Below are 25,117 nucleotides of genomic sequence, written 5' to 3'. Positions count from 1 at the left end.
ATTTATATAATAATTTTAAAGTTGCATACCTTCTTTAACAAATAGAGGGTATTTTTTCTTAGAACAGCTTAGTATTTGAAGGAGGAATTTTGTGGGAGATAAAATAAGCAGCGTTTATGATGTTAGTTCATTAACTTCATTAGAAAAACTTGAACCAGTACGTGTCAGGCCAGGTATGTATATAGGATCTACCGGCAGTAAAGGTCTCCATCATTGTATATGGGAAATACTAGATAATTCCATAGATGAAATTTCCAATGGATTTGGAGATAAGGTATGTGTCATATTAAATGAAGATGGAAGTGTGTCTGTAATAGATAATGGCAGGGGGATACCTACGGGAACCCATCCTGTAACCAAAAAAAATGGAGTTGAAATGGTGTTTACGTCCCTTCACACAGGAGGTAAATTTAATAATGATATATATAAGACTTCTGGAGGACTCCATGGAGTTGGAGGAGCGGTAGTAAATGCTCTCTCCAGCTGGATGGAAGTTGAAGTAAAACAAAATGGACATATATATAAACAGAAATTTGAATATGCCTATGATAGTACACTTAAAAAAATTATGCCGGGAACTCCTGTAACAGGCCTTAAAATAATAGGAAATGCTGATGATACGGGAACTAAAGTAACATTTATGCCAGATAATAAGGTGTTTTCTACAATAGATTTTAAATTGGACATAATAGAAGAAAGACTGAAAGAACTAGCTTTTCAGAATAAAGGTATAACTTTGAAACTTATACATTGGGAAGAAAAAAATAAAGTTGAAAAAGAATATCATTCAGATAGAGGACTTTTAGATTTTATAGAATATCTAAATGAAAGCAAAACACCTCTTCACAAAGAGCCTATACTATTTCAAGGAGAGAGAAGTGTTGAAGGCATAAAAATGAAAGGGGAGGTGTGTATACAGTTTACAGATTCTACTACATATCACATAGCAAGTTATGTAAATAATATTCCAACTACAGAGTCAGGGACTCATGAAAGTGGATTTAAAACAGGTATGACCAGAGCCTTTAAGGAATGGGCTAAAAAGTTAAACTTGATAAAGGAAAAAGACAGAGAATTTGAAGGAGAAGACTTAAGAGAGGGAATGACAGCTATAGTTAAGGTGAGCATAAACAATCCCGTGTTTGAAGGTCAGACTAAGACAAAGCTTGGAAATAGTGAAGCATATACTATAATGAATGATCTTTCCTATACTAAACTTTCAGAATGGATAGAGGATAACAAAAATACTGCTTCCATTATAATAAATAATGCCCTTTATGCTGCCGCAAGGAGAGAAAAAATAAAAAAGATAAATGATGCGGAAAAGAAGAAAATAGGTAAAGGGGCGGCACCTCTTGCAGGTAAGATTGCAGTATGTACTTTAAAAGATTCTTCAAAATGTGAGTTTATAGTGGTGGAAGGAGATTCTGCAGGTGGATCTGCAAAACAGGCCAGAGACAGAAGATTTCAGACTATAATGCCTTCTAAGGGCAAGATAATGAATACAGAAAAACAAAAACTTGAAAATGTTCTAGGCAGTGAGGAGTTAAAAATATTTAATACTGCCATAGGTACGGGGATACTGAAAAATTATAATGAAAAAGACCTTAAATATGACAAAATAATAATATTAAGTGATGCAGATGTAGATGGGTATCATATAAGAGCCCTTTGGATGACTTACATATATAGATATATGAGAGAACTTATTTTAAATGGACATCTTTATATAGCACTGCCTCCCCTTTATAAGGTGTATAAACAGGTAAGAGGCAAGGAGGTAGTAAAGTATGCCTACAGTGATAATCAGCTCCTGCAGGCAAAAAGAGAAATAGGTTCTAAAGCTTTGATACAGAGATATAAAGGTCTTGGAGAGATGAATCCGGATCAGCTCTGGGATACTACTTTAAACCCTGAAAGTAGAACACTGCAGCAGATAACTATAGATGATGTGATAAAGGCAGAAAAAATGGTGTCTTTACTTATGGGAGACGTGGTGGCACCTAGAAAAAAATATATGTACAAACATGCAGAATTTTAGACAGTTCAAAATTCACAATGCAGGATTGATAATGCACGATGCACACTGCACAGTTCACAATCAATGAAGTTTTGCCTTCAGGCAAAATAAATTTAATCAGTTTTTCAGTATGACCTGAAAAACTTCCACAATTGTGAATCGTGAACTGTGAATTGTGAATTGAAAAGAGGAGGATTTTCTTGGCAAAAAATACATTGATTCCAGAAGATAATAATATAATAAAAATTCCCATAGAAGAAGCCATGCCGGATAATTACATGCCCTATGCGGTAGAGGTGGCAAAGGACAGAGCACTTCCTGATGTGCGAGATGGATTAAAACCTGTGCACAGGAGAATAATCTATGGAGCGTATATGTTAAAGGCATTTCCAGACAGACCCTATTATAAATCTGCAAGGATAGTAGGAGATATACTTGGAAAATACCATCCCCATGGAGATACCTCTGTCTATGATGCCATGGTAATACTGGCCCAGGATTTTACAACCAAAATGCCTATTATAGACGGCCACGGAAATTGGGGCAGTCAGGACGGAGATAGTGCTGCAGCCATGCGTTATACGGAAGCAAGACTCACACCTATTGCCATGGAAATGGTAAGAGATATAGAAAAAGATGTAGTAAATATGGTAGATAACTATTCAGGCTCTGAAAAAGAACCGGAAGTACTTCCGGCAAGGTATCCTAATTTGCTTGTAAATGGAGCTTTTGGTATAGCCGTGGGACTTGCAACTAATATTCCGCCCCATAATTTAAAGGAAGTAATAGAGGCTGCCTGTGCTTATATTGATTGTGAGGATATAAGCACGGAAAAACTTATGGAGTATATTAAAGGACCTGACCTGCCTACGGGAGGAATAATTATAGGTAAAGAGTCTTTAATTTGTGCCTATACTACAGGAGAGGGAAAAGCTACTTTAAGGGCTAAAACTTCCATAGAAGAGCTTGATAATGGAAGACTTGGAATAGTAATAACAGAGTTTCCATATAGGAGAAGTAAGGCCAGGTTACTTCAGACTATTTCGGAGATGACGGCAGATAAAAGGCACATAAAGGCCTTAGAACCTATATCCGATATAAGAGATGAGTCTGATAGAAACGGCATAAGAGCGGTAATAGAATTTAAAAAATCTACGGATAAAAATTTAGCTCAAAAAGTTTTAAAATACTTATTTAAAAAGACGGATCTGCAGTGCAATATATTTTTTAATATGGTGGCCCTGGCAGATGGAAAGCCTGTTACACTGGGATTAAAGTCTATACTGGAGCACTATATAAAATACCAAAAACAAATTATAAAAAAAAGAACTGAAAAAGAATTAGAGGGAGCAAAAGTCAGATTTCATATTGTAGAAGGATTTATAAAAGCCATTGGGCTTATGGATGAGATTATAAAGACTATCAGAAGTTCTAAATCAAAAAAAGATGCGGCTTCAAATCTTATGGAAAAATTTAAATTTACCAAGGAGCAGTCAGAGGCTATTCTAGAACTTATGCTGTACAGACTCACAGGACTTGAAATAGTATCCTTTGAAAAGGAGCACAGAGAACTTTTAAAAATTATAAAAAAACTTACAAAAATATTGGATAGTGAAAAGGAAATTTTAAAAGTTATAAAAAAGGAATTGACAGAGATTGCAGAAAAATATGGAGAGGAAAGAAGAACTGTCATTATTGAAGAGGAAGAAGAGGCAAAAATAGATGTGGAAGAAATTTTAGTAGATGAAGATATAGTTATTACCATGTCTAAGGAAGCATTTATAAAGAGAATTTCTTTGAAAAGTTACAATCGTTCTAGCAGGGAAGTTAAGGATATAGAATATAGAGAGGGAGATTTTAATAAATATGTTATAGATTCCAGTACAAAAGATACAATTATGTTTTTTACTGACAAAGGGAATATGTATAAAATAAAGGGAATGGATATTCCAGAGTTTAAGTGGAGAGAAAAGGGAGAAAAACTGGAAAATATAATAAAAGGTATTAATCTTTCAGAAGAAAATATTGTGGCAGTTTATAGTATAGAGGATTTTAATTCACCACGGGATTTTATATTTTTCACTAATATGGCAGGTATAAAGAGAACTGAAACAAATGCATTTGTTACAAAGTATACCAAACTTATGGCACTAAGGCTAAAAAAAGAAGAAGAACTTATAGATGTAAAGCTGGTGAATAGAAATGAATCCTTAGATTTTATTAAAGTAGAAACAAAAATTGGACTTAAATTTACTGTAAAAGTACAGGAACTTGCCCTAGAGGATAGAAATATAGTTGCCAATGAACTTTGTTCTCTGGTTAAAGGGGATAAGATAGTAAAAATGGACCTTTCAGAAGAATCGGGGTATGAAACTTTTTATATAAATGTAAATAAATCAGGGATAATTAAAATTTCAAACAGCGGCAGAACCTTCAAAAATGTATTTACAAATTCTTTAAGCAATATATTGGTATTTACAGTTTGCGGGAGAGTTTTTTCTATGCCCTCTTTTATGTTTGAACAAATTGAAAGCAGCGGCATAAATATTGGAGAACTAATGGGAATAAGTGCTCAAGATATATTAAAAATGATTTCTGTAGAAAATTTTGATTACGGACATATTTATTTTTTTACTAAATATGGTATGATAAAAAGGACAGAACTGAATGAGTTCAAAGATGTAAATGGATGGAATACAGCACATAAATTTAAAAATAATGAAGATTTTCTTGTAAATGTGGAGTATGGAAAAGAAAAAAATGAAATACTTTTAATAACTGAAAAAGGTATGGCTATAAAATTTCAGGGAGATTCTATAAATTCTATGGGAAAGTCAGCCTCTGGAGTGACAGCTATAAATTTAAAGGAAGAAGATAGTGTAATATACTCTATGGTTATGGAAGAAAAAGCAAATTGCAAATTAAATTTAACTTCTGTAAAAGGAGATAAAAAACAGATAAGATCAAAGGATATTGCCCTTCAAAATAGAGGGGGCAGGGGTTCAAATATTATGCTTGTGGTTATGGAAGATAGAATTGCAGAAGTTAAATATATAAAATAATAAGGAGTGGGTTATAATGAAAAAAGCTATAATTTTACTTGCTGAGGGTTTTGAGGAAATAGAAGCTTTAACTTGTGTAGATGTTTTAAGAAGAGGAGAGATAGATTGTAGAATTTGTTCTATAAGTTCTAAAGAAGATGTAAAAGGAGCACATGGGGTAGTAGTTAAAGCAGAGACTCTAATTCAAAATATAAATGAAGATGAATATGAGGCCATTATACTTCCAGGGGGTATGCCAGGAGCGGTAAATTTAAGGGATAATGAAAAAGTTATAGAGATGGTAAAAAAATTTGACAGGGAGAATAAAATAATAGCTGCAATATGTGCAGCACCTATAGTTTTAAAGAAGGCGGGAATAATTTATAATAGAAAAGTAACTTCTTATCCTGGATTTGAAGATGAACTTCAAGCTTATAATTACAGTGAAGAAATAGTAGTTCAAGAGGGAAATTTAATAACGAGCAGAGGTCCTGCTACAGCACCTTATTTTGCCCTTAAAATTTTAGAAAACCTCTCAGGCACGGAAAGTGTAGAAAATTTAAGGAAAGATATGCTATTGAATTTAGTTGGGAATTAAGAATGAATGGTGAAGATAAATTAACTCATAACTCTTAACTTTTGAGGCAGGTGAAATAGTGGAGAAATACATATTTGACAATGGACTTAAATTATTATATGAGTATAGACCAGGGAAAGTATCTTCTGTTTGTATAGGATTTAATGCAGGAGCTTTAGAAGAAGGGGAGGATTTTTCAAAAGGTACTGCTCATGCACTGGAGCATGTTATATCAAAGGGCACTAAAAAGAGAAATGAGGATGATATAAACATTCAGCTTGACAGGATATTTGGATTTGAAAATGCTATGACAAACTATCCCTATACCATTTATTATGGAACTTGCTTTTCTGAAGATCTACATAAAGGAATTGAATTATACAGCGACATGATTTTAAACGCTTCTTTTCCAAAGGCTGGTTTTAAAGAAGAAATGAATATAATATTTCAGGAACTAAAAGAATGGAAGGATAATTCTTACCAGCACTGTGAAGACTTGCTTTTTAAAAATTCATTTAAATTAAGGCGCATAAAGGAAACCATAATAGGAAATGAACATAGTATTAAAAACATCACTTTAGATGAAATAAAAAGATTTTATCATAAATTTTATGTGCCTGAAAACTGTGTTATATGTATTTGTTCTTCCCTGGAATTTAATTATATTTATAATCTTATAAAAGGCTATTTTGGACATTGGAAAAAAAGTTGTGAAAAAAGTTTTATAGAATATAATAAAAATTCAGAGGTACTGTATGAAAAAAATAAAAAAGGTATATTTATAGAAAATGTACCGGGCATAAAAGGAGTAAAAATACAATATATATTTGATATTCATCACTTGAACTTTAAAGAAGCCAGGGTTCTTCCTGTAGTTAATACCATTTTTGGTCAGGGAGTGGGGAGCTTGCTTTTCAATGAAATAAGAACTTGCCAGGGTCTTGCCTATGAGGTGGGGAGCAGTATGAAAAATGAAAGGGGAATAAAACTTTTTTCTATAAAAATGGGAACTTCTGTGGAAAATATAGATAGGGCTATATCTACAGTAAATAGTGTTATAGAGAAGTTTAAGTATTCCACTTTGTATTTTGAAAACCTGGAAATAAAGTATAAGATTAAAAGTATAAAATTAAAAGATGAAATTAAAAGAGAAAAATCCATTGAGTTTTGCAAGGAAAATGTCATAAAAGAACTTATGGATGAGAACTATTCTCTTGATAAAGGGGAAGAGGCATTCAAAATTAAACCTTGGCATATAAATGAAGTTGCCGGTAAGTTTATGAATGGGCCTTCCATACAGATTCTGAGGGGTTAGATTTAAAATAGTATTTTTTGCAGCTGAAGGGGGGATGTAATATTTGAAGAGAAAATGGATGCTTAAAAGGTGTAATAAAGATGTAAAATATATTTCAAAAAAGGCGGGAATAAGTGAAATTATGGCAACTATTCTCGCAAATAGAGGCATTGTGGAAGAGAAAGAAATAAAAGACTTTTTAGATCCCTCTATAGACAATTTACAAGACCCCTTGTCTATGAAGGACATGGAAAAAGGTACGGATATAATATATAAGGCCATAATGGATAATAAAAATATAGCCATATATGGTGATTATGACGTGGATGGAGTAATGAGCACATATATATTATACTGTGGTCTTTTAAAATGCGGGGCAAAAGTTAAATATCATATACCAGATAGAATAGAAGAGGGGTACGGTATAAATATAAAAAGTATAGAAAAGTTAAAAGAAGAAGGATGTGAAGTTATAATAACCTGTGACAATGGCATTTCTGCACTGGCTCAGGTTAAAAGAGCTAAAGAACTTGGCATTGCCGTGGTGATTACAGATCACCACCATATATTTTTTGAGGAACAGGAAAATGGGGAAAAGACATATTTAATACCCGAGGCAGATGCAGTTATAGACCCTAAACAGGAGGATTGTTCATATCCCTTTAAACATCTCTGTGGTGCAGGGGTGGCTTTTAAATTCATTCAAGTACTTTATAAAAAATTTAATTTTAAAAAAGAACAGTGTTATAAATTTATCCAATATGCTGCTATAGGAACTATATGTGATATAGTCGATCTAATAGATGAAAACAGAATTATAGTTAAAAAGGGCCTTGATATGATAAATAATACTGAGAATCTGGGGTTAAAAGCACTTATAGAGGAGACCTCTCTAAAGGGTAAAAATATCACTTCCTACCATATAGGTTTTATTATAGGACCTTGTATAAATGCCACAGGGAGACTTAAAAGTGCAGTTTTGGCCCTGGAACTTTTGCTGTGTAAAGATGCAGAAAAGGCCGGTAAACTTGCAAAAAAACTTCATGAGTTAAATATACAGAGACAGGATATGACGGTTAAAAGTTTAAATAATATAATAGATAAAGTGGAAAATTCAAATTTAAAAAGAGATAAGGTACTTGTAGTATATGAGAAAGAAACTCATGAAAGTATAGCAGGCATAGTGGCAGGGAGACTTAAAGAGAGATATAATGTACCTTCTATAGTAATAACATCGGGAAGAATTATGTCAAAAGGTTCAGGAAGATCAATTGAGGGCTATAACATGTTTGAAGAACTTGTAAAATGCAAAGAATTAATGGAAAAGTTCGGTGGACATCCCTTGGCAGCGGGATTGTCCATAACAGAAGAAAATATAAATAGATTAAGAGAAAATTTAAATAAGAATTGTAATCTTACAGAAGAGGATTTGATACCCAAAATTAGGATAGATAAAAAACTTCCTCTTGAGAACATATCTTTTCACATGCTGGAAGATATAAAAAGACTGGAACCTTTTGGAAAAGGTAATTCCACTCCTTTATTTGGAGAAAAAAATATAGATGTATTTAAAATTTATTTTATGGGAAAGGATAAAAATGTATTAAAATTATTTTGCAGATTGAAAAATAGTTTAAAAAAAATTGATGCAATAGCCTTTGATGGGGGAGAAAAATTTAAAAAATTAATACTTGAAGTCTATGGAAGTAGTGGTGCAAGTAAAATTTTTAATAATAATTTTACCAGTTTAAAAATGGATTTTATATTTTTACCCAGTATTAATGAATTTAATGGTGTTAAAAATCTTCAACTTGTGATAAAAGATTTTAGACTTACGTCAAAAAATAAATAAAAAAAAGGTAGACTTAAATAAATTTTTAATTTAACATAGAATTACATGGTATGCAGTTGACATGAGACAATTTAAAGTGTACAGTAACACTTGACACTTTAAAGTAATAATTTTAAAATTCTTTATAATGGAATTCTGTTAAGATTATTATACATTAAAAAAATCACAGAATTTTCTGTATGTACGAGAATTATAAAATTAAACTTGCAAGTTGTAAGATTTCCCTTAAATTTTAGAAGTATAACCTAGAAAACTATTGCACATCCTGACTGTTTAAAAACAGCGTTAGGTACTGCAAATCATAAATTGTGAACTATGAATAGTAAATTGTGCATTGTAAATAGTGAACTGTGCATTGTATTAAGGGGGAATCACGTTTTGAAAAAGATAATATTAACTGGAGGAGGTTCTGCCGGTCATGTTACACCAAATCTGGCACTATTTCCAAAGTTAAAAGAATTAGGCTATGAAATACAATATATAGGTACAGAAAGTGGCATTGAAAAAGAAATAATAGAAAATGAAAAAATAAAATATCATGTAATCTCCAGTGGAAAACTTAGAAGATATTTTGATATAAAAAATTTTACGGATCCTTTTAAGGTAATTAAAGGAGTATTTCAAGCCATATTCATAATGAGAAAGGAAAAACCAAATGTTGTGTTTTCAAAAGGAGGATTTGTATCGGTACCTGTAGTTTTTGCTGCATACATAAATGGTATTCCTGTTATTGCACATGAGTCCGATATAACTCCAGGACTTGCAAATAGACTTTCCACGCCTTATTGCACCAAAGTCTGTGTTACTTTTCCTGAATCTTTAAAGTCTATAAAAGGTGATAATGCTGTGCTTACAGGGACACCCATAAGGCAGGAACTCTTAGATGGAAGCAGAATAATAGGCAGAAGAATGTGCGGCTTTGAAAATGACAAACCTGTACTGCTCATAATAGGAGGAAGTTTGGGATCAAAATTTATAAATAATACGATAAGAAATTGTTTAAATGAACTTTTAAAAATTTATAATATAATTCATATATGTGGAAAAGGAAATTTGGAAGAAAAGCTTACAGAGAGGAATGGCTATGTACAATTTGAATATGTAAGTGAAGAAATGCCTCATATAATGAATGCAGCAGATATAGTAATATCAAGAGCCGGGGCAAATGTTATATTTGAACTTCTAGCCCTTAAAAAACCCAATTTACTTATTCCCCTGTCTAGAAAATCCAGCAGAGGAGATCAGATTTTAAATGCTGCATCTTTTGAAAAAAGTGGATACAGTATGGTACTTAAGGAAGAGGATATGACCCCAAAGCTGCTTTTAGACAAGTTAAAAAAATTAGACATGTCAAAGCATACTTATATAAATAAAATGAAGGCAAGTTCCGCACAAGATGCAACAAATAAAATTATAAATTTAATAGAAAAATATAAATAATTTAAAATATTTAGCATAAATAAAATAAATAGTATGTACATATCACTATAAATGGTATATTATAAATTAATATACCTCATATATGATATCTTTATGCTACATTATTTTATGTTAGGTTGATAAAATATAAAATAAATAAAATTTATCTTTATACACATATTTGTTATTTAATATCATTTTAATTCAGTTTATAAAAATGCAGTTGTTTTATACTGCAATCTCAATTTATAAAAAATTCAATTGTATATCAAATATTAAAAAGGAGAGGAATTTTTATGAGTAAAATGAAAACTATGGATGGAAATACCGCAGCAGCTTATATATCTTATGCTTTTACTGATGTAGCGGCTATTTATCCAATAACTCCATCGTCACCTATGGCAGAACATGTTGATGAATGGGTTGCCCAGGGCAAAAAGAATGTTTTTGGACAACAGGTAAAAGTTATGGAAATGCAATCAGAAGCAGGAGCTGCGGGAGCTGTACACGGATCTCTGCAGGGAGGAGCACTTACTACTACCTACACTGCATCCCAGGGATTACTGCTTATGGTACCTAACATGTATAAAATTGCCGGAGAGTTATTGCCAGGTGTATTTCAAGTGACTGCAAGAGCCATAGCTGCAAGCTCTCTTAACATATTTGGAGATCATCAGGATGTTATGGCTACAAGACAGACTGGATTTGCACTACTTGCTGAGAGTTCAGTACAGCAAGTTATGGATCTTGCTGCAGTGGCACATTTATCTGCAATAAAGGGAAGAGTTCCATTTGTAAACTTTTTTGATGGATTTAGAACTTCACATGAAATTCAAAAGATTGAAGTACTTGAATATGAAGACTTGGCAAAATTAGTGGACTATAAAGCTGTAAATGATTTTAGAAGAAGAGCTTTAAATCCTGATCATCCAGTAACTCGTGGTACAGCTCAAAATCCTGATATATACTTCCAGGGAAGAGAAGTTTCCAATAAGTACTATGAAGCACTCCCTGAAATAGTTGAAGATTACATGAAAGAAATAAGCAAACTTACTGGAAGAGAATACCATACATTTAATTATTATGGAGCAAAGGATGCAGAAAGAGTTATAGTGGCTATGGGCTCTGTTTGCGAAACTATAGAAGAAGTAATAGATTATTTAGTGGCAAAGGGAGAAAAAGTTGGATTAATTACAGTTCACCTATATAGGCCATTTTCAATAGAATATTTCCTTAACAAGATGCCAAAGACTGCTAAAAAGATTGCAGTTTTAGACAGAACAAAAGAACCAGGTTCAACAGGAGAACCTCTATATTTAGATGTTAAAAACTCATTCTATGGAAAAGAAGGACAGCCAGTAATAGTTGGAGGAAGATATGGTCTTGGATCAAAAGATACACTTCCATCACATATTCTTTCAGTATTTGAAAACTTAAAATCAGACAGTCCAAAGGACAGATTTACAATAAGCATAATTGATGATGTTACAAATACATCTTTAGATATAGCAGAAGATATAAATACCACACCAGAGGGAACCACAGCTTGTAAGTTCTGGGGACTTGGTTCTGACGGTACTGTTGGGGCAAACAAAAGTGCTATAAAGATCATAGGAGACCATACAAATATGTATGCTCAGGGATACTTTGCCTATGACTCTAAAAAGTCTGGAGGCATAACAGTTTCACATTTAAGATTTGGTAAATCTCAAATAAAATCACCATATCTTATAGATAAAGCTGATTTTATTGCAGTTCATAATAAATCCTATGTTCATAAATATAATGTACTTGAAGGACTTAAAAAGGGTGGAAAATTTCTGCTTAATACTACCTGGACGGAAAAAGAACTGGAAAGTGAATTACCAGCTTCCATGAAAAAGTATATAGCAGAAAATGACATTGAATTCTATATATTAGATGCAGTTAAAATAGCGGAGGAAATTGGCCTTGGCGGAAGAATAAACATGATATGTCAGGCTGCCTTCTTTAAGCTTGCAAACATAATACCTGTAGAAGATGCTGTAAAATACTTAAAAGATGCTGTGGAAGGTTCCTATAGTAAAAAGGGACAAAAAATTGTAGACATGAACAATGCAGCCATAGACAAGGGAGTTAACGCGCTTGTTAAGGTTAATATTCCAGCTTCATGGAAAGATGCAAAAGAAGGGGAAGCTGCAGCTGCGCTTGAAGTACCGGAATTCATATCAAAGATAGTTTATCCGATGAATAGACAAGATGGAGATAAACTTCCTGTAAGTACTTTTGTTGGAATGGAAGATGGTACATTCCCACAGGGTACAGCAGCTTATGAAAAGAGAGGAATAGCTATAAGTGTTCCAGAATGGCAGTCAGATAAATGTATACAATGTAATCAATGTTCCTTTGTATGTCCTCATGCAGCTATAAGGCCTGTTCTTACAAATGCAGAGGAATTAGCTAAAGCACCAGCTGGTTTTGAATCCAAGGCCGCTTCTGGAGCAAAGGGATTAAACTTCACCATAGCTGTTTCACCTCTTGACTGTACAGGATGTGGAAACTGTGCGGATATATGTCCTGCAAAGGAAAAGGCTCTTGTTATGAAACCTATAGATACACAGTTAAATAAAACAGATGCCTGGGATTATGCTATGTCTGTGTCTTACAAGGAGAATCCTCTTAATAAATTTAGCGTAAAAGGAAGTCAATTTGAAAAACCTCTTCTTGAGTTCTCAGGAGCTTGTGCAGGATGTGGAGAAACTCCATATGTTAAGCTTGTAACTCAATTGTTTGGTGATACAATGATGGTAGCAAATGCTACAGGATGTTCTTCCATTTGGGGTGCATCAGCTCCGGCTACTCCATATACAACAAATCACAGAGGACATGGACCATCTTGGGCCAACTCTCTATTTGAAGACAATGCTGAATATGGACTTGGAATGTTCCTTGCAGTTAAACAGGTAAGAGATAAGATTGCATTAAACATGAAAGAGGCATTAAAAGGTAATTTAAGTGCAGAACTTAAGGCTGCCTTTGAAGATTGGCTGGAAAACATGGATAATGGAAAAGGTACCAGAGAGAGAGCAGATAAAATGGTAGAATTGCTGGAAAATCAGAAAAAAGAAGATGCTTTATTAAATGAAATATATGAAAATAAGGATTTTCTAATTAAGAGATCCCACTGGATGTTCGGCGGAGACGGATGGGCTTATGATATAGGCTATGGTGGATTGGATCACGTTCTGGCATCTGGAGAAGATGTAAATGTACTTGTACTTGATACAGAAGTTTATTCAAATACAGGTGGACAATCTTCAAAAGCAACTCCTACAGCTGCAGTGGCTAAATTTGCTGCCAGCGGCAAGAAGACTAAAAAGAAAGATCTTGGAATGATGGCTATGACTTATGGTTATGTTTATGTAGCACAAATTGCCATGGGAGCAGATAAAAATCAAACATTAAAAGCTATCCAGGAAGCAGAAGCTTACAAGGGGCCATCACTTATAGTAGCTTATGCACCATGTATAAACCATGGATTAAGAGATGGAATGGGTAAGAGTCAGAATGAATCTAAGAAAGCTGTTGAGTCTGGATATTGGGCACTATACAGATATAATCCAGAATTGAAGGAACAGGGTAAAAAATCCTTTAGTTTGGATTCTAAAAAACCAACTGCAGACTTTAAGGAATTCCTAATGGGTGAAGTTAGATATTCTTCCCTTGCTAAACAATTCCCAGAAACAGCAGAACAATTATTTGAAAAGACTAAAAAAGATGCCTTTGACAGAATTGCAGGTTATGAAAAACTGGCAAATGAAATATAATAAATAAAAAGATACCAGGTAAGGCCTGGTATCTTTTATTTAAGTTAAGAATTAAGAGTTAATAGTTAAGGATGATTTTCTGAAGTTTTAGCCTCAGAAAATCTAAAATTTTTTGTAACAAAGTGGAGAAAAATTCTCCATAACTCTTCACTCTTCACTTTTAATTTTTAACTAAAAAAATATTTTTTTAAAAATACTTTTATTATAGTGCAATTAAGGTTAAAATTAGAACATAATAGTAAAAGGAGGTGAAGATTCCTGATAGACTGTGCGCAAAAAATATTCTAATTTTTAACATAATTGTGCTAAAAAGTAAATCAGGTAGACTTTATGGATAATGAAAATTTAAATAGCTGCGGCTGCGATTCCAAAGAAGAAAATTGTGGAGAGCATACACATGAACATGATTGTGACTGTGGCTGCGATTGTGGAGAACATGAAAATCTCGTGGTGGATTTAGAAGATGAAAATGGAAATTTAGTTTCTTGTGAAATAATTGATGAATTTGAATATAAAGATAATCAGTATGTTTTAGTTCAAAATCCTGAAAATAATTCTGTATATTTATTTAAAGCAGAGATGGGAGACGATGGAGAAGAACTTATTATACCAGAGGATAAGGAATTTGAAGAAGCATCTGCCCACTATGCAGAGTTGATAGAAGAGTCAGAGGATTAAGGCGTTTTTAAATAACTAATCTAAAATCAAAGACTGCAGACAATTTTGTTGTTTGCAGCCTTTTATTATCTCCATTTTAGTATTTTTATATCGGGGTGTTCTTTTCTATAATTTATAAGATAGGGATTTCCAACCATATTAAAAAGAGGTAAGTCAGATAGTGAATCTGAAAACATATAGGAGTTTTTAAAATCCACCTCTATATTATCTTCTTTTAAAGAGCTCATAAGTCTTTTTACTTTTTCTTCCCCTTTACAGTTTTCTCCTGAAATTTTTTTACTGTGATTCCCATTCAGTATAGTAAATCTGGTGCCTATTATTTTATCTACTTCTTTTATTCTGTATAATTCATTTAAATAAAACTCTGCAGAGGCAGATATAAGGTATATTTTACACCCTTCCTTTTTTAGTTTTTTTATAGTACTCAGGGCATCTTCATAAATTATTTTACTTAATCTTTTTTCATAAAATTCTTTTACTAGAAGTTTCATATCATTTTCGCTTATTCCATTTATAAATGCAATGAAATTTTCCTTGGCCTTCGACGCAGGAAATAGTTTTATGAGATATAAAATAGCAGAAAAAATACTAAAAGGTGCATATATTATAAGCTTAGGATATTTTTTCACCATAAATATGTAAAATTCCATTAAAGTCTCCCTTTTAGTCAAAGTAAAATCCACATCAAATATAGCCAGTTTTTCCAAGTAAATCACTCCTTCATACTATAATATGATATCATAAATTTAAAAAAATTTAAAAATATAATTTATATTTTTGCATAGAGTGTATTTTAAATAAATAATATCGATAAAATAAATAGAAAAGTATAAGGAAATTTTTTCAGATAATGATAAAATAAATTATAAACAATGTTAATATTTAATTAAATTTATTTAAAAGAAGGGATTAAAATGGAACAATATTCAAATAATTTTTTTTTGTATAATGATGAAATAAAAAATAAAGAAGAATCTCTAGAAGATACATCATATAATGGAAAATCTATCTATGAAGTTATAAGGATAATAGATGGCAAACCTCTATTTTTAGAACCTCATTTAAGACGTATGGAAAATTCTTGTAAAATAACTGGTTTAAGGATCTGGCTTACAGGAGATGAGATTAAAAATAGAATAAAAAAGCTGGTGGAAGTGAATAAGGCTTATATCGGAAATATAAAAATTATTTTTAATTTTTCTCGTGAAAATGTATTTATGGCATACTTTTCAAAATATTTTTATCCACCTCTAAAATATTATAAAACAGGGGTAGATACTATCTTTTTTCATGGGGAAAGAGAAGATCCCAATGCTAAAGTAATAAATGCTGCATTCAGGGAAAAAGTGAATGAAAAAATTAAAGAAAATAATGTGTTTGAAGCAATACTTGTAGATAATAAGGGAAATATTACAGAAGGAAGTAAGTCCAATATATTTATGATAAAAGGTGAAAAGGTAATAACTGCTCCGGTGGGAGATGTACTTCCAGGGGTCACAAGAGATGTTATAATAAAAATTTGCAAAGATATGGGGTTTGAAGTCATGGAGGAAAAAATAAATTATAAACAAATAGAAAAGTTAGATGCTCTTTTTATATCAGGCACTTCTCCTAAGGTACTGCCTATAAAAAGGGTGGAAAATATAGACTTCCATTCCCCTGAAAACAAGGTGCTTATGAGTATAATGAATGCATATGACCATGAGATGGAAAAGGATATAAAAAGCTTTACATATTCTGAAATTTAAGGAGGGAAAATATGAAAAAAGTATTTCAAGACACTTCACTGGAAAATTGTCTGCAGCTTGCAAGATATGAATTAAATATACCAGAGGATAAATTGGAGTATAAAGTACTTGAAAACAAAAAATCTTTTTTTAGGAAAAAAGTAGTAATAGAGGTGACCTATGATGAGGAGAAAGGAGAAGGAATTTCTAGAGAGGAAGAAGAGAATAAATTAAATGAGGATCAAGGTATTGTAAAAGTTGTAGAAGGTAAGATAATTGTAAAAGACCCCATAGATGGGGAAAAGCCGGCTGTAATAGTAAAGGGAGAACATATGTCCATTTTTGTAGATGGAGTTGAAATAAAAGGAGAATGTGAAGTTCTAAGCAGCAGTAATATAGAAGTGATTTTAGAAGAAAATGTTCCCAAAAGGGAATTGAAAATAGATATTTCACAAGATGCTATGGAAGCCTATGCAAAGGTTAATTACACATCTAAAAGTGTTTATGTGCTTAAAGATACAAAAGAAAGCAATAAATTGAATTTGGAAGTTCATATAGTTGAAACTGTGGAACCTCCTAAATACAATGAAAATGACATAAAAAATGAACTTGTAAGTAATAAAATTGTTTATGGTGTAATTGAAGAAAATTTTAAGGATGTTCTACAAAGTGGAAAAAGAGTATTAATAGCAAAAGGTAAAAAACCCGTAGATGGGGAAGATGATGTTATAAATATCAACTTTCAAGATTCTGTAGACTTCAAAGAGGATGTGGGAGGTAATGTAGATTTTAAAAGTATAGGCATTGTAAGTACTGTAAAAAAAGGTGATATTATTGCTGAAAGGCACAAAGGAATTGAAGGAGAAAATGGATTTGATGTAAATGGGAAAACTTTAAAATTTAAAAAAGCTAAACATAAAAAACTTACTGCAGGACAAGGGTGTATGATTAAAGATGAGGATAAAGTTGAAGCAGTTATAGAGGGAAAGCCTTTTATAAAAAGTGGTACTTTTTATGTACATCAGGTTCATGAAATCAGTAAAGATGTGGATTTAAGTACGGGGAATATAAAGTTTACAGGAGATGTAATAGTACAGGGTAACGTAAGAGAAGGAATGGAAGTTGAATGTGGAGGAAACCTTAGTATATATAAAGAAGTGGAAAGAGCTAAGATTAAAGCCGTGGGGGATATCTTAATAAATGGAAGTATTGTAGGCTCGGAAATATATGGTGGGGGAGATTGTGTAAATAAAATCAAAACCATAGATCATCTTGCAGAATTTAATGTTAACCTGGAAGAGATGATTGAAGCCGTAAAAGAAATAAAAATGTATGATCTGCTTGGCAAGAATAAAAAAGATGGGGAGATAATAAAAGTATTATTGGAAAATAAATTTAAAGGACTTTTAAAGCTTGGAATAAATATAATTGCAGATTTGAATATGGACCCTGAAGAATGTGAACAAAGTTTGGGAAAGGAAATAGTAAAAATTATAAGGACAAGTCTCATGGGTATGGGGCCTATAAATATAAAAAACTACTCAGAGTTAAATTATCTAAAAGAAAAAATTGAAGCTGAAATTGAACATTTAAATGAATGCCTTGCTCTTCCTGTAAATTTAACTATAGCCTATTGTCAGGATTCTCATATAGAAAGTTCCGGCAGCGTAGTAATTACGGGAAAAGGAGAGTATATATCTGAAATTACTGCAAATGAGTCTATTGAATTTTTGCAGGAAAGAAGTGTAGCAAGAGGGGGAATATTAAAAGCGAAAAAAGAAATTAAATGTAAAATTGTAGGTAGTATGGCAGGAGTGTCTACAGTACTTCATGTAGAAGATGAAGGACATATATGGGCGGATATTGCATATCACAATACTATAATCAAAGTGGGAAAGAAAAAACTTATGCTGGATTCTCCAAGTAAAAATTTGCATGCTTATTTTAATGAGGGCAATATTGTAGTAGACAAATTTCTTCTCTAAAAACCTATTATAAATACATCAAATTATGCTATAATTGTGTAACAAATTGAATTAAATGCTAGTTTTAAATATTATTTAAGGAGGATATTTAAATGAGCCAGGAAGAAATAAAAGTATTAATATTTAGCATAAATGAAGAATATTATGCTACAGATATCATGGAAATAGAGAGGATTCTGGGATATGAAGAAACCACAAAATTACCGGATTCCCCTGATTTTGTAGATGGAGTTATAAATTATGAGGGAAATATACTTCCTGTAATATGCCTTACCAGAAAATTTGGATTTAGTGGAGAAGAGAAAAGGGACGAGTCTAAGATTATAGTTACAAAACAAGATGGAAATAAGATAGGCATAATAGTTGATGTGGTATCTGAAGTAAGGGATGTAAATGTAAGCAGCATTGAAGCCCCACCGGATATAGTAGCTGGAATATCCAAAAGATATATTAAGGGACTTATTAAAATAAATGATAAAATAATAATATTTTTAAATCTTTCTAAAATATTAACAGAGCAAGAGAAGGAACTTATATAATTTAAAATCGAAAGGTGCAATATTTATGGAGATAAAAGAGATAAAGGTAGGAATAGCAGATATGAATACTGCCGGCTCCCCTCATAGACTTATAACTATAGGGCTTGGTTCCTGTGTTGGTATAGCTTTGTATGATAAAATAAAAGGTATAGGTGGACTAGCACATATAATGCTGCCGGACAGCACACAATTCAGTAACATAAAAAACCCTGTAAAATTTGCGGATTTAGCTGTCCCTCTTTTAATAAAAGATTTAGAAAAATTAGGAGTAAATAAGAGAAATTTAAAAGCCAAAATAGCAGGTGGAGCATCTATGTTTAATTTTTCAGATAAGAGCATGATTATGGATATAGGCAATAGAAATAGTGCTGCTGTGAAGAAAATATTGGAAAAATGTTCTGTTCCTATATTATCCGAGGATCTGGGAGGTAATAAAGGAAGGACTATGATATTTGATACCTCCCAGGGTGGGGTAAAAATACGTACTGTAGGAATGGGAATAAAAGAAATTTAAAAATTTAATGGAGTGATAATAGTTTGAAAAAGATTAAAGTTTTAGTAGTAGATGATTCAGCACTTATGAGAAAAATTATCTCAGACATGATAAAAGAGGACAGTTCCATAGAAGTAATAGGCACCGCCAGAAATGGACAGGATCTTATGGATAAATTTTCTTCTAGTTTTTATAAAACTATGCCAGATGTAATAACCATGGATGTAGAAATGCCAAAGATGGATGGTATAACTGCACTTGGAGAACTTAAAAAGAAAAATATAGACATACCTGTAATAATTTTAAGTAGTATTTCAAAAGAAGGTACAAAGCTCACTATGGAATGTTTAGCAGCAGGAGCCTTTGATTTTTTACCTAAACCCTCTGGAACCATATCCCTTGATATAGATAAAGTAAAAGTTGAATTGATACAAAAAATTAAAGTGGCTTATTTTGGTACATCCAATAAAAATAGCCCTATTAAAACCATAAGTGCAGCTGAAGATAAAAGTTATAAAGAAATTGCCGCAGTGCATATTGCAGCTGAAAATACTAAAAAGGTAAGAGAGAGTAAATTTCGACCGGGAAGAATAGATGCTGTAGTAATGGGGGCGTCTACAGGAGGACCTAAGGCACTTACTTCAGTTATAACAGAACTGCCAAAGGATATAGGAGTACCTGTATTTGTGGTACAGCATATGCCTGTAGGCTTTACCAAAGCTTTTGCAGAGAGACTGAATTTAAGTTCTCATGTAAAAGTAGTAGAAGCACAAGAAGGAATGACTGCTGAAATAAATGTTGTATACATAGCTCCAGGCGGGTATCATATGGAGGTATGGAATGATAAAAAAATACACCTAAATAAAGAACCTGCAATATGGGGAGTGAGACCTGCGGTGGATAAGCTATTTGTATCTGCCTCAAAGGTGTATAAGGAAAATATAGTTAGTGTAGTTTTAACGGGAATGGGTAAAGATGGTGCAGAAGGAACTGTGGAAATTAAAAAAAATGGAGGTATCACTATATCACAAGACGAGTCTACCTGTACCATTTATGGTATGCCAAAGGTTGCATATGAAACGGGAAAAGTAGATTTGGTTTTACCGTTAAATGATATAGCAAAAGAAGTGTTGAAAATAATAACATCTGGTAGGAGGTAGACTTTATGGATATGGCTTATTTTGAGCAGTGGGTTTTAAAAGAATTTAATATAAACCTGTCAGCCTATAAATCAAATCAACTGCATAGAAGGATAAATAGTTTGATGTCCAGGGTAGGAGTAAGCAGTATAGATGAATATGTAATGCTTCTAAAGAAAGATGGTTCTCAAAGACAAAAATTTTTAGATTTCATTACAATAAATGTATCTGAATTTTTTAGAAATCCAGATATATTTGAAGAACTTAAAGTTATGCTAAAACAAGAATTGCTTTCTAAAAACAGCTCTTTAAAGATATGGAGTGCAGCTTGCTCAATCGGGGCAGAACCTTATTCCATAGCTATATATTTGAACGAATTATCTAGAGGGGCAAGGCATAAAATACTGGCTACAGATATAGATAATACCATAATTGAGAGGGCTAAAAAAGGAGAATACACAATATCTGAAGTGAAAAATGTAAGTAAGGAGTATTTAAGCAAATATTTTACTCTGCGGGATGATAAATATATTATAAATTCTGAAATAAAGAGTTTAGTTAATTTTAAAAAGCACGACTTAATATTAGAGAGTTATGAAAGCAATTTTGATTTAATAGTATGCAGGAATGTGGTAATATATTTTAATCAAGATATAAAAAACAACATATATAAAAAATTTAGCCAATCCTTGAAAAAAGGCGGGTTATTGTTTGTTGGAGCTACTGAAAGTATATATAATTTTAAGGATTATGGCTTTGAGAAAGCTTCTACCTTTATATATAGAAAGCTATAGGGAGGGAAAGAAATGGATACATCACAGTATATGTCTATGTTCCTAGAAGAAGCAATGGACAATCTGCAGATTTTAAATGAGTCACTACTTCAACTTGAACAAGAGCCTCACAACATAGACAAAGTAAATGAAATTTTTAGAGTTGCACATACATTAAAGGGAATGGCAGCTACCATGGGATTTAATGAAGTAGGAGAGTTAACCCATAAAATGGAAGATGTATTGTCCAGGTTTAGAGATGGCAAACTAAAGGTTACTCAAGATGTGGTGACAGTTTTATTTAAATGTCTGGATACCCTTGAGCAGATGATAAAAAATATAGAAGATGGTGTGGAAGAAGAAGTTCCTATAAAGGGTATTATAGAAGAATTGGAGAATATAGCTAATTTACAAAATAATGATAAAGAGAAGGAATTAAAGGAAGATATACAGGAAGAAAAACAAAATGACAGTGCAAAGAGTACTAAAAACATACAGGTAGAATTAAATGAATATGATATAAACGTAGTTAAGCAGGCGCGAGATAAAGGATTTAATTCTTATCAGATAAGGGTAACCATTAGTGAAAATACCCTGCTGAAATCTGCCAGAGTATTTCTCATATTCAAGAGTCTGGAGGAAATGGGGGAGATAATTAAATCTGTTCCAAATACAGAAGACCTGGAAAATGAAAACTTTGATTTTGAAGTAGACCTTACCTTTGTTACCACAAGTGATGAAAATAAAGTGTATGAAAACTTGATGAATATATCTGAAGTGGAAGAGGTATCCATAGAAAAAATAGATATAGAAGCAGAAAAAATAAAAAAAATGCAGACTAAAGATACACAAAGTGAGCAAATAAAGTCCATAATTCAAAGGGGGGCTTCATCCAAAGTAGAAGATATAAAGCCAAAGCCTGCTCTTGTACCTGATAAAGACAAAGGAAATAAAAAGGCGGCAAAAAAAGAACCACATAAAAAGGCGCATCAATCTGTGAGAGTGGATTTAGAGAGACTGGATAAATTTATGAATATGGTATCAGAGCTTGTTATAAATAGAACAAGACTTGAACAGATAAGCAGTAATTATAAATTGAATGAATTAAATGAAACTTTAGAGCAAGTGGCCAGAACCACTTCAGATCTTCAAGATCTGGTTATGAAAATTAGAATGCTGCCTCTTGATACGGTATTTAACAGATTTCCAAGGATGATAAGAGATTTATCTGTGGAACTTGACAAAGAAATGGAACTTGTAATTGAAGGAGCGGATACGGAACTTGACAGAACTGTAATAGATGAAATAGGAGAACCTTTGATTCATCTCATTAGAAATGCGGCAGATCATGGCATAGAATCAAAAGAGGAGAGAATATCAAAAGGCAAAGATCCTGTTGGAAAAATAAGTCTTATTGCCTATCAGGAGGGTACCAATGCAGTAATAAAGGTTGTAGATGATGGAAGTGGAATACCTGTGGACAAGGTAAGACAAAAGGCTGAAAATATGGGTATAAACACCGAGGGCATGTCAGACAATGATGTGAAAAACCTTATATTTTTGCAGGGATTCAGCACCAATACTGAAGTAACGGATATTTCAGGCAGGGGAGTAGGTATGGATGTAGTTAAGACAAAGATATCCGCCCTGGGGGGAACTGTAGATGTGGTAAGTGAAAAGAATGAAGGTTCTGCCTTTGTAATAAGACTTCCTCTTACACTTCAGATAATACAGGTGTTATTGGTAGGAGTAGGAAATGAGACTATGGCAATATCCCTAAGTTATGTAGATAGAGTTATAGACTATAAAGAGGACTTGATAAAAATGACCAACAATAAAGAGGTCATAATATATAATGGAAATGTAATATCTCTTGTAAGGTTATATGATAAACTAAGGGTTGAAAAATCTAAAAACAATAAAAATTATATAGTAATAGTTAAAGTAGGGGAAAAAACTGTGGGACTTATGGTAGACTCACTACTTGGACAAAGGGAAATTGTTATAAAACCTCTTGGAAAAACATTGCAAAATCTGAAGGAATACATGGGAGCAACAATACTTGGAGATGGCCTTGTAACATTGATATTGGATGTTGCTGCTCTGGTATAAGGAGGATATATATGGACTACAAAAGCCTTACATCCATGCAGCTTGATGCACTAAGAGAAGTTGTAAATATAGGCACGGGAAATGCAGCTACAGCCTTATCCCAGCTTATAAATAAAAAGGTGGATATTACAGTGCCAGATGTAAATATAGTACCCTTTGACGACATCTTTACCAGTATTGAAGGAGATGAAATAGTTGTAGGAGTGATAGTAAGAATTTTAGGAGATGCACCAGGAAATATATTATTCATATTTGAAAAAGAAACTGCCCTTGAGCTTATCTCCATGTTAATGGGTTATAAAGAAGAATATTTAAATGATATGGGAAACTCAGTGCTTTGTGAGGTAGGTAATATAACATCCAGTTCTTATATGAATGCAATATCCAAACTTACGGGACTGTACATGATACCTTCAGTGCCTGCGGTTACATGTGATATGCTGGGAGCAATACTTTCCACTACATTTATAGAGTCTGGACAGTTTGATGAATATGTGCTGGATATAGAAACATTGTTTATACAAAATAATTCTAAGATAAGCGGACATTTTTATTATGTCCCTATGCCTGGTTCACTTGAGAAAATTTTTAATGCTTTAGGAATATGATGATATTAGTAGTAAATAGTTTGGAGGGAAAAAAATGGCTAAAATATTAATTGTGGATGATGCTGCATTTATGAGAATGATGATAAAGGATATACTTGAAAAAAATGGTTTTGAGGTAGTAGGGGAGGCAAATAATGGTATAAAAGCTGTGGAGTTATATAAAAAGGAAAAACCGGATGTGGTTACCATGGATATAACCATGCCTGATATGGATGGCATTGAAGCTGTAAAACAAATAAGAGCTTTTGATGCCAGTGCAAAGATAATAATGTGTTCTGCCATGGGACAACAGACTATGGTTATGGATGCCATAAAAGCAGGGGCTAGAGATTTTATAGTAAAACCGTTCCAGCCAGACAGAGTACTGGAAGCTATAAATAAAGTTGTAGCATCTTAAAAATTAAAGTGAAATTTTAAAATTTAAATTTTTGAATTTATATAAAGATAGCATGGTTTATAACGAAAACATTAAAGTGGATAAAATTTTTATTAAACTTTAATGCAGTGCAGATAAATATTTGTATAACTTAGTTAAAAAGAGTCAAACCTGCTATTTTATGTATAAATGTTATTTATATACATAGTCTTGTATATCTCTATAAAGGGAGGGGTAAATATGCAGGTTGTCATATTCGGATTAAACAATGAGCAATTTGCTGTAGAAACAGCCAAAGTTCAAAGTATAAATGATGCTATGGAAATAACTAGAGTTCCTAAGGCACCAACTTATATAAAAGGTCTTATAAATTTAAGGGGAAATGTGATATCCCTTTTAGATATAAATTTTTTAATGGATATTCCTAAAAATGACAAGAGCGAAGGAAATGTAATAATACTTGAAATGGAAGATGAACTGGTAGGAATAAGTGTAGATCAAGTAGATGAAGTTTTAGATTTAGAAGATAGCATTGTAGAAAAGGAAAATGATGAGAAAAAGCAGGCCTATATAAAGGGAATAATAAATTTAAAAGACAGAATAATTACCTTGATTGATATAGATAAGCTTCTTTCGGATTAAATTGACCTTTGCATTTATTAGTTTCATATACTTGAA

General features: G+C 32.5%; 19 protein-coding genes. 18 read left to right on the top strand and 1 reads right to left on the bottom strand.

Going from position 1 to position 25,117, the window contains the following annotated elements:
- Window positions 1-91 precede the first annotated feature (91 nt).
- From BS101_RS11525 to BS101_RS11490, 8 genes are all read left to right on the top strand, one after another.
- Entirely contained in the window at window positions 92-2,041 is a 1,950-nt protein-coding gene (locus BS101_RS11525; RefSeq protein WP_073538953.1) for a DNA gyrase/topoisomerase IV subunit B, read from the top strand.
- 179 nt (window positions 2,042-2,220) lie between these two features.
- On the top strand, window positions 2,221-5,082 hold the full coding sequence (locus BS101_RS11520; RefSeq protein WP_073538952.1) for a DNA topoisomerase IV subunit A: 2,862 nt from the start codon (window positions 2,221-2,223) through the stop codon (window positions 5,080-5,082).
- 16 nt (window positions 5,083-5,098) lie between these two features.
- Window positions 5,099-5,659, top strand: coding sequence for a DJ-1 family glyoxalase III (locus BS101_RS11515; RefSeq protein WP_073538951.1), 561 nt, complete (start codon window positions 5,099-5,101; stop codon window positions 5,657-5,659).
- A gap of 58 nt (window positions 5,660-5,717) precedes the next feature.
- Window positions 5,718-6,953 (top strand): M16 family metallopeptidase, encoded by a 1,236-nt coding sequence (locus BS101_RS11510; RefSeq protein WP_073538950.1) that lies wholly within the window; start codon window positions 5,718-5,720, stop codon window positions 6,951-6,953.
- Between the two features lie 43 nt (window positions 6,954-6,996).
- On the top strand, window positions 6,997-8,784 hold the full coding sequence (gene recJ, locus BS101_RS11505) for a single-stranded-DNA-specific exonuclease RecJ (protein ID WP_073538949.1): 1,788 nt from the start codon (window positions 6,997-6,999) through the stop codon (window positions 8,782-8,784).
- Between the two features lie 378 nt (window positions 8,785-9,162).
- Window positions 9,163-10,224 carry an undecaprenyldiphospho-muramoylpentapeptide beta-N-acetylglucosaminyltransferase gene (locus BS101_RS11500; RefSeq protein WP_073538948.1) on the top strand — a complete coding sequence of 354 codons (1,062 nt, stop codon included), beginning with the start codon at window positions 9,163-9,165 and terminating at the stop codon, window positions 10,222-10,224.
- Window positions 10,225-10,499: 275 nt separating this feature from the next.
- Window positions 10,500-14,009: a pyruvate:ferredoxin (flavodoxin) oxidoreductase gene (gene nifJ, locus BS101_RS11495; RefSeq protein WP_073538947.1), complete on the top strand. Its 3,510-nt coding sequence runs from the start codon at window positions 10,500-10,502 to the stop codon at window positions 14,007-14,009.
- Between the two features lie 330 nt (window positions 14,010-14,339).
- Window positions 14,340-14,687, top strand: coding sequence for a DUF1292 domain-containing protein (locus BS101_RS11490; RefSeq protein WP_073538946.1), 348 nt, complete (start codon window positions 14,340-14,342; stop codon window positions 14,685-14,687).
- A 65-nt stretch (window positions 14,688-14,752) separates the two neighbouring features.
- Here the strand turns inward: BS101_RS11490 and BS101_RS11485 are convergent, their stop codons facing one another.
- A complete protein-coding gene (locus BS101_RS11485; RefSeq protein WP_073538945.1) occupies window positions 14,753-15,394 on the bottom strand; it encodes an HAD-IB family hydrolase in 642 nt (213 codons plus the stop codon).
- Between the two features lie 207 nt (window positions 15,395-15,601).
- Here BS101_RS11485 and BS101_RS11480 point away from each other — a divergent pair, with 207 nt between their 5' ends.
- The 10 genes from BS101_RS11480 to BS101_RS11435 all read left to right on the top strand — a co-directional run bounded on the left by BS101_RS11480 (window position 15,602) and on the right by BS101_RS11435 (window position 25,081).
- Window positions 15,602-16,435: an aminotransferase class IV gene (locus BS101_RS11480; RefSeq protein ID WP_073538944.1), complete on the top strand. Its 834-nt coding sequence runs from the start codon at window positions 15,602-15,604 to the stop codon at window positions 16,433-16,435.
- A gap of 11 nt (window positions 16,436-16,446) precedes the next feature.
- Entirely contained in the window at window positions 16,447-18,399 is a 1,953-nt protein-coding gene (locus BS101_RS11475) for a flagellar assembly protein A (protein ID WP_073538943.1), read from the top strand.
- 92 nt (window positions 18,400-18,491) lie between these two features.
- Window positions 18,492-18,938: a chemotaxis protein CheW gene (locus tag BS101_RS11470; protein ID WP_073538942.1), complete on the top strand. Its 447-nt coding sequence runs from the start codon at window positions 18,492-18,494 to the stop codon at window positions 18,936-18,938.
- 25 nt (window positions 18,939-18,963) lie between these two features.
- Window positions 18,964-19,452, top strand: coding sequence for a chemotaxis protein CheD (locus BS101_RS11465; RefSeq protein ID WP_073538941.1), 489 nt, complete (start codon window positions 18,964-18,966; stop codon window positions 19,450-19,452).
- A 23-nt stretch (window positions 19,453-19,475) separates the two neighbouring features.
- Window positions 19,476-20,591, top strand: coding sequence for a protein-glutamate methylesterase/protein-glutamine glutaminase (locus BS101_RS11460; RefSeq protein ID WP_073538940.1), 1,116 nt, complete (start codon window positions 19,476-19,478; stop codon window positions 20,589-20,591).
- Between the two features lie 5 nt (window positions 20,592-20,596).
- On the top strand, window positions 20,597-21,364 hold the full coding sequence (locus tag BS101_RS11455; RefSeq protein WP_073538939.1) for a CheR family methyltransferase: 768 nt from the start codon (window positions 20,597-20,599) through the stop codon (window positions 21,362-21,364).
- A gap of 12 nt (window positions 21,365-21,376) precedes the next feature.
- Window positions 21,377-23,455 carry a chemotaxis protein CheA gene (locus tag BS101_RS11450; protein WP_073538938.1) on the top strand — a complete coding sequence of 693 codons (2,079 nt, stop codon included), beginning with the start codon at window positions 21,377-21,379 and terminating at the stop codon, window positions 23,453-23,455.
- A gap of 11 nt (window positions 23,456-23,466) precedes the next feature.
- The gene (locus tag BS101_RS11445; RefSeq protein WP_012102467.1) at window positions 23,467-24,063 is read left to right on the top strand and encodes a chemotaxis protein CheC; all 597 of its coding nucleotides are present in this window, start codon (window positions 23,467-23,469) and stop codon (window positions 24,061-24,063) included.
- Between the two features lie 34 nt (window positions 24,064-24,097).
- Window positions 24,098-24,460, top strand: a complete 363-nt coding sequence (locus tag BS101_RS11440; protein ID WP_073538937.1) for a response regulator — start codon at window positions 24,098-24,100, stop codon at window positions 24,458-24,460.
- Window positions 24,461-24,679: 219 nt separating this feature from the next.
- Window positions 24,680-25,081: a chemotaxis protein CheW gene (locus tag BS101_RS11435; RefSeq protein ID WP_073538936.1), complete on the top strand. Its 402-nt coding sequence runs from the start codon at window positions 24,680-24,682 to the stop codon at window positions 25,079-25,081.
- The last annotated feature ends 36 nt before the right edge of the window (window positions 25,082-25,117 follow it).

Origin of the sequence: Clostridium kluyveri, from assembly GCF_001902295.1 — a bacterium.
Classification (GTDB): Bacteria; Bacillota; Clostridia; order Clostridiales; family Clostridiaceae; genus Clostridium_B; species Clostridium_B kluyveri_B.
The sequence above is the reverse complement of the archived record's forward strand: the minus strand, read 5'-3'. Positions and strand labels throughout refer to the sequence as shown.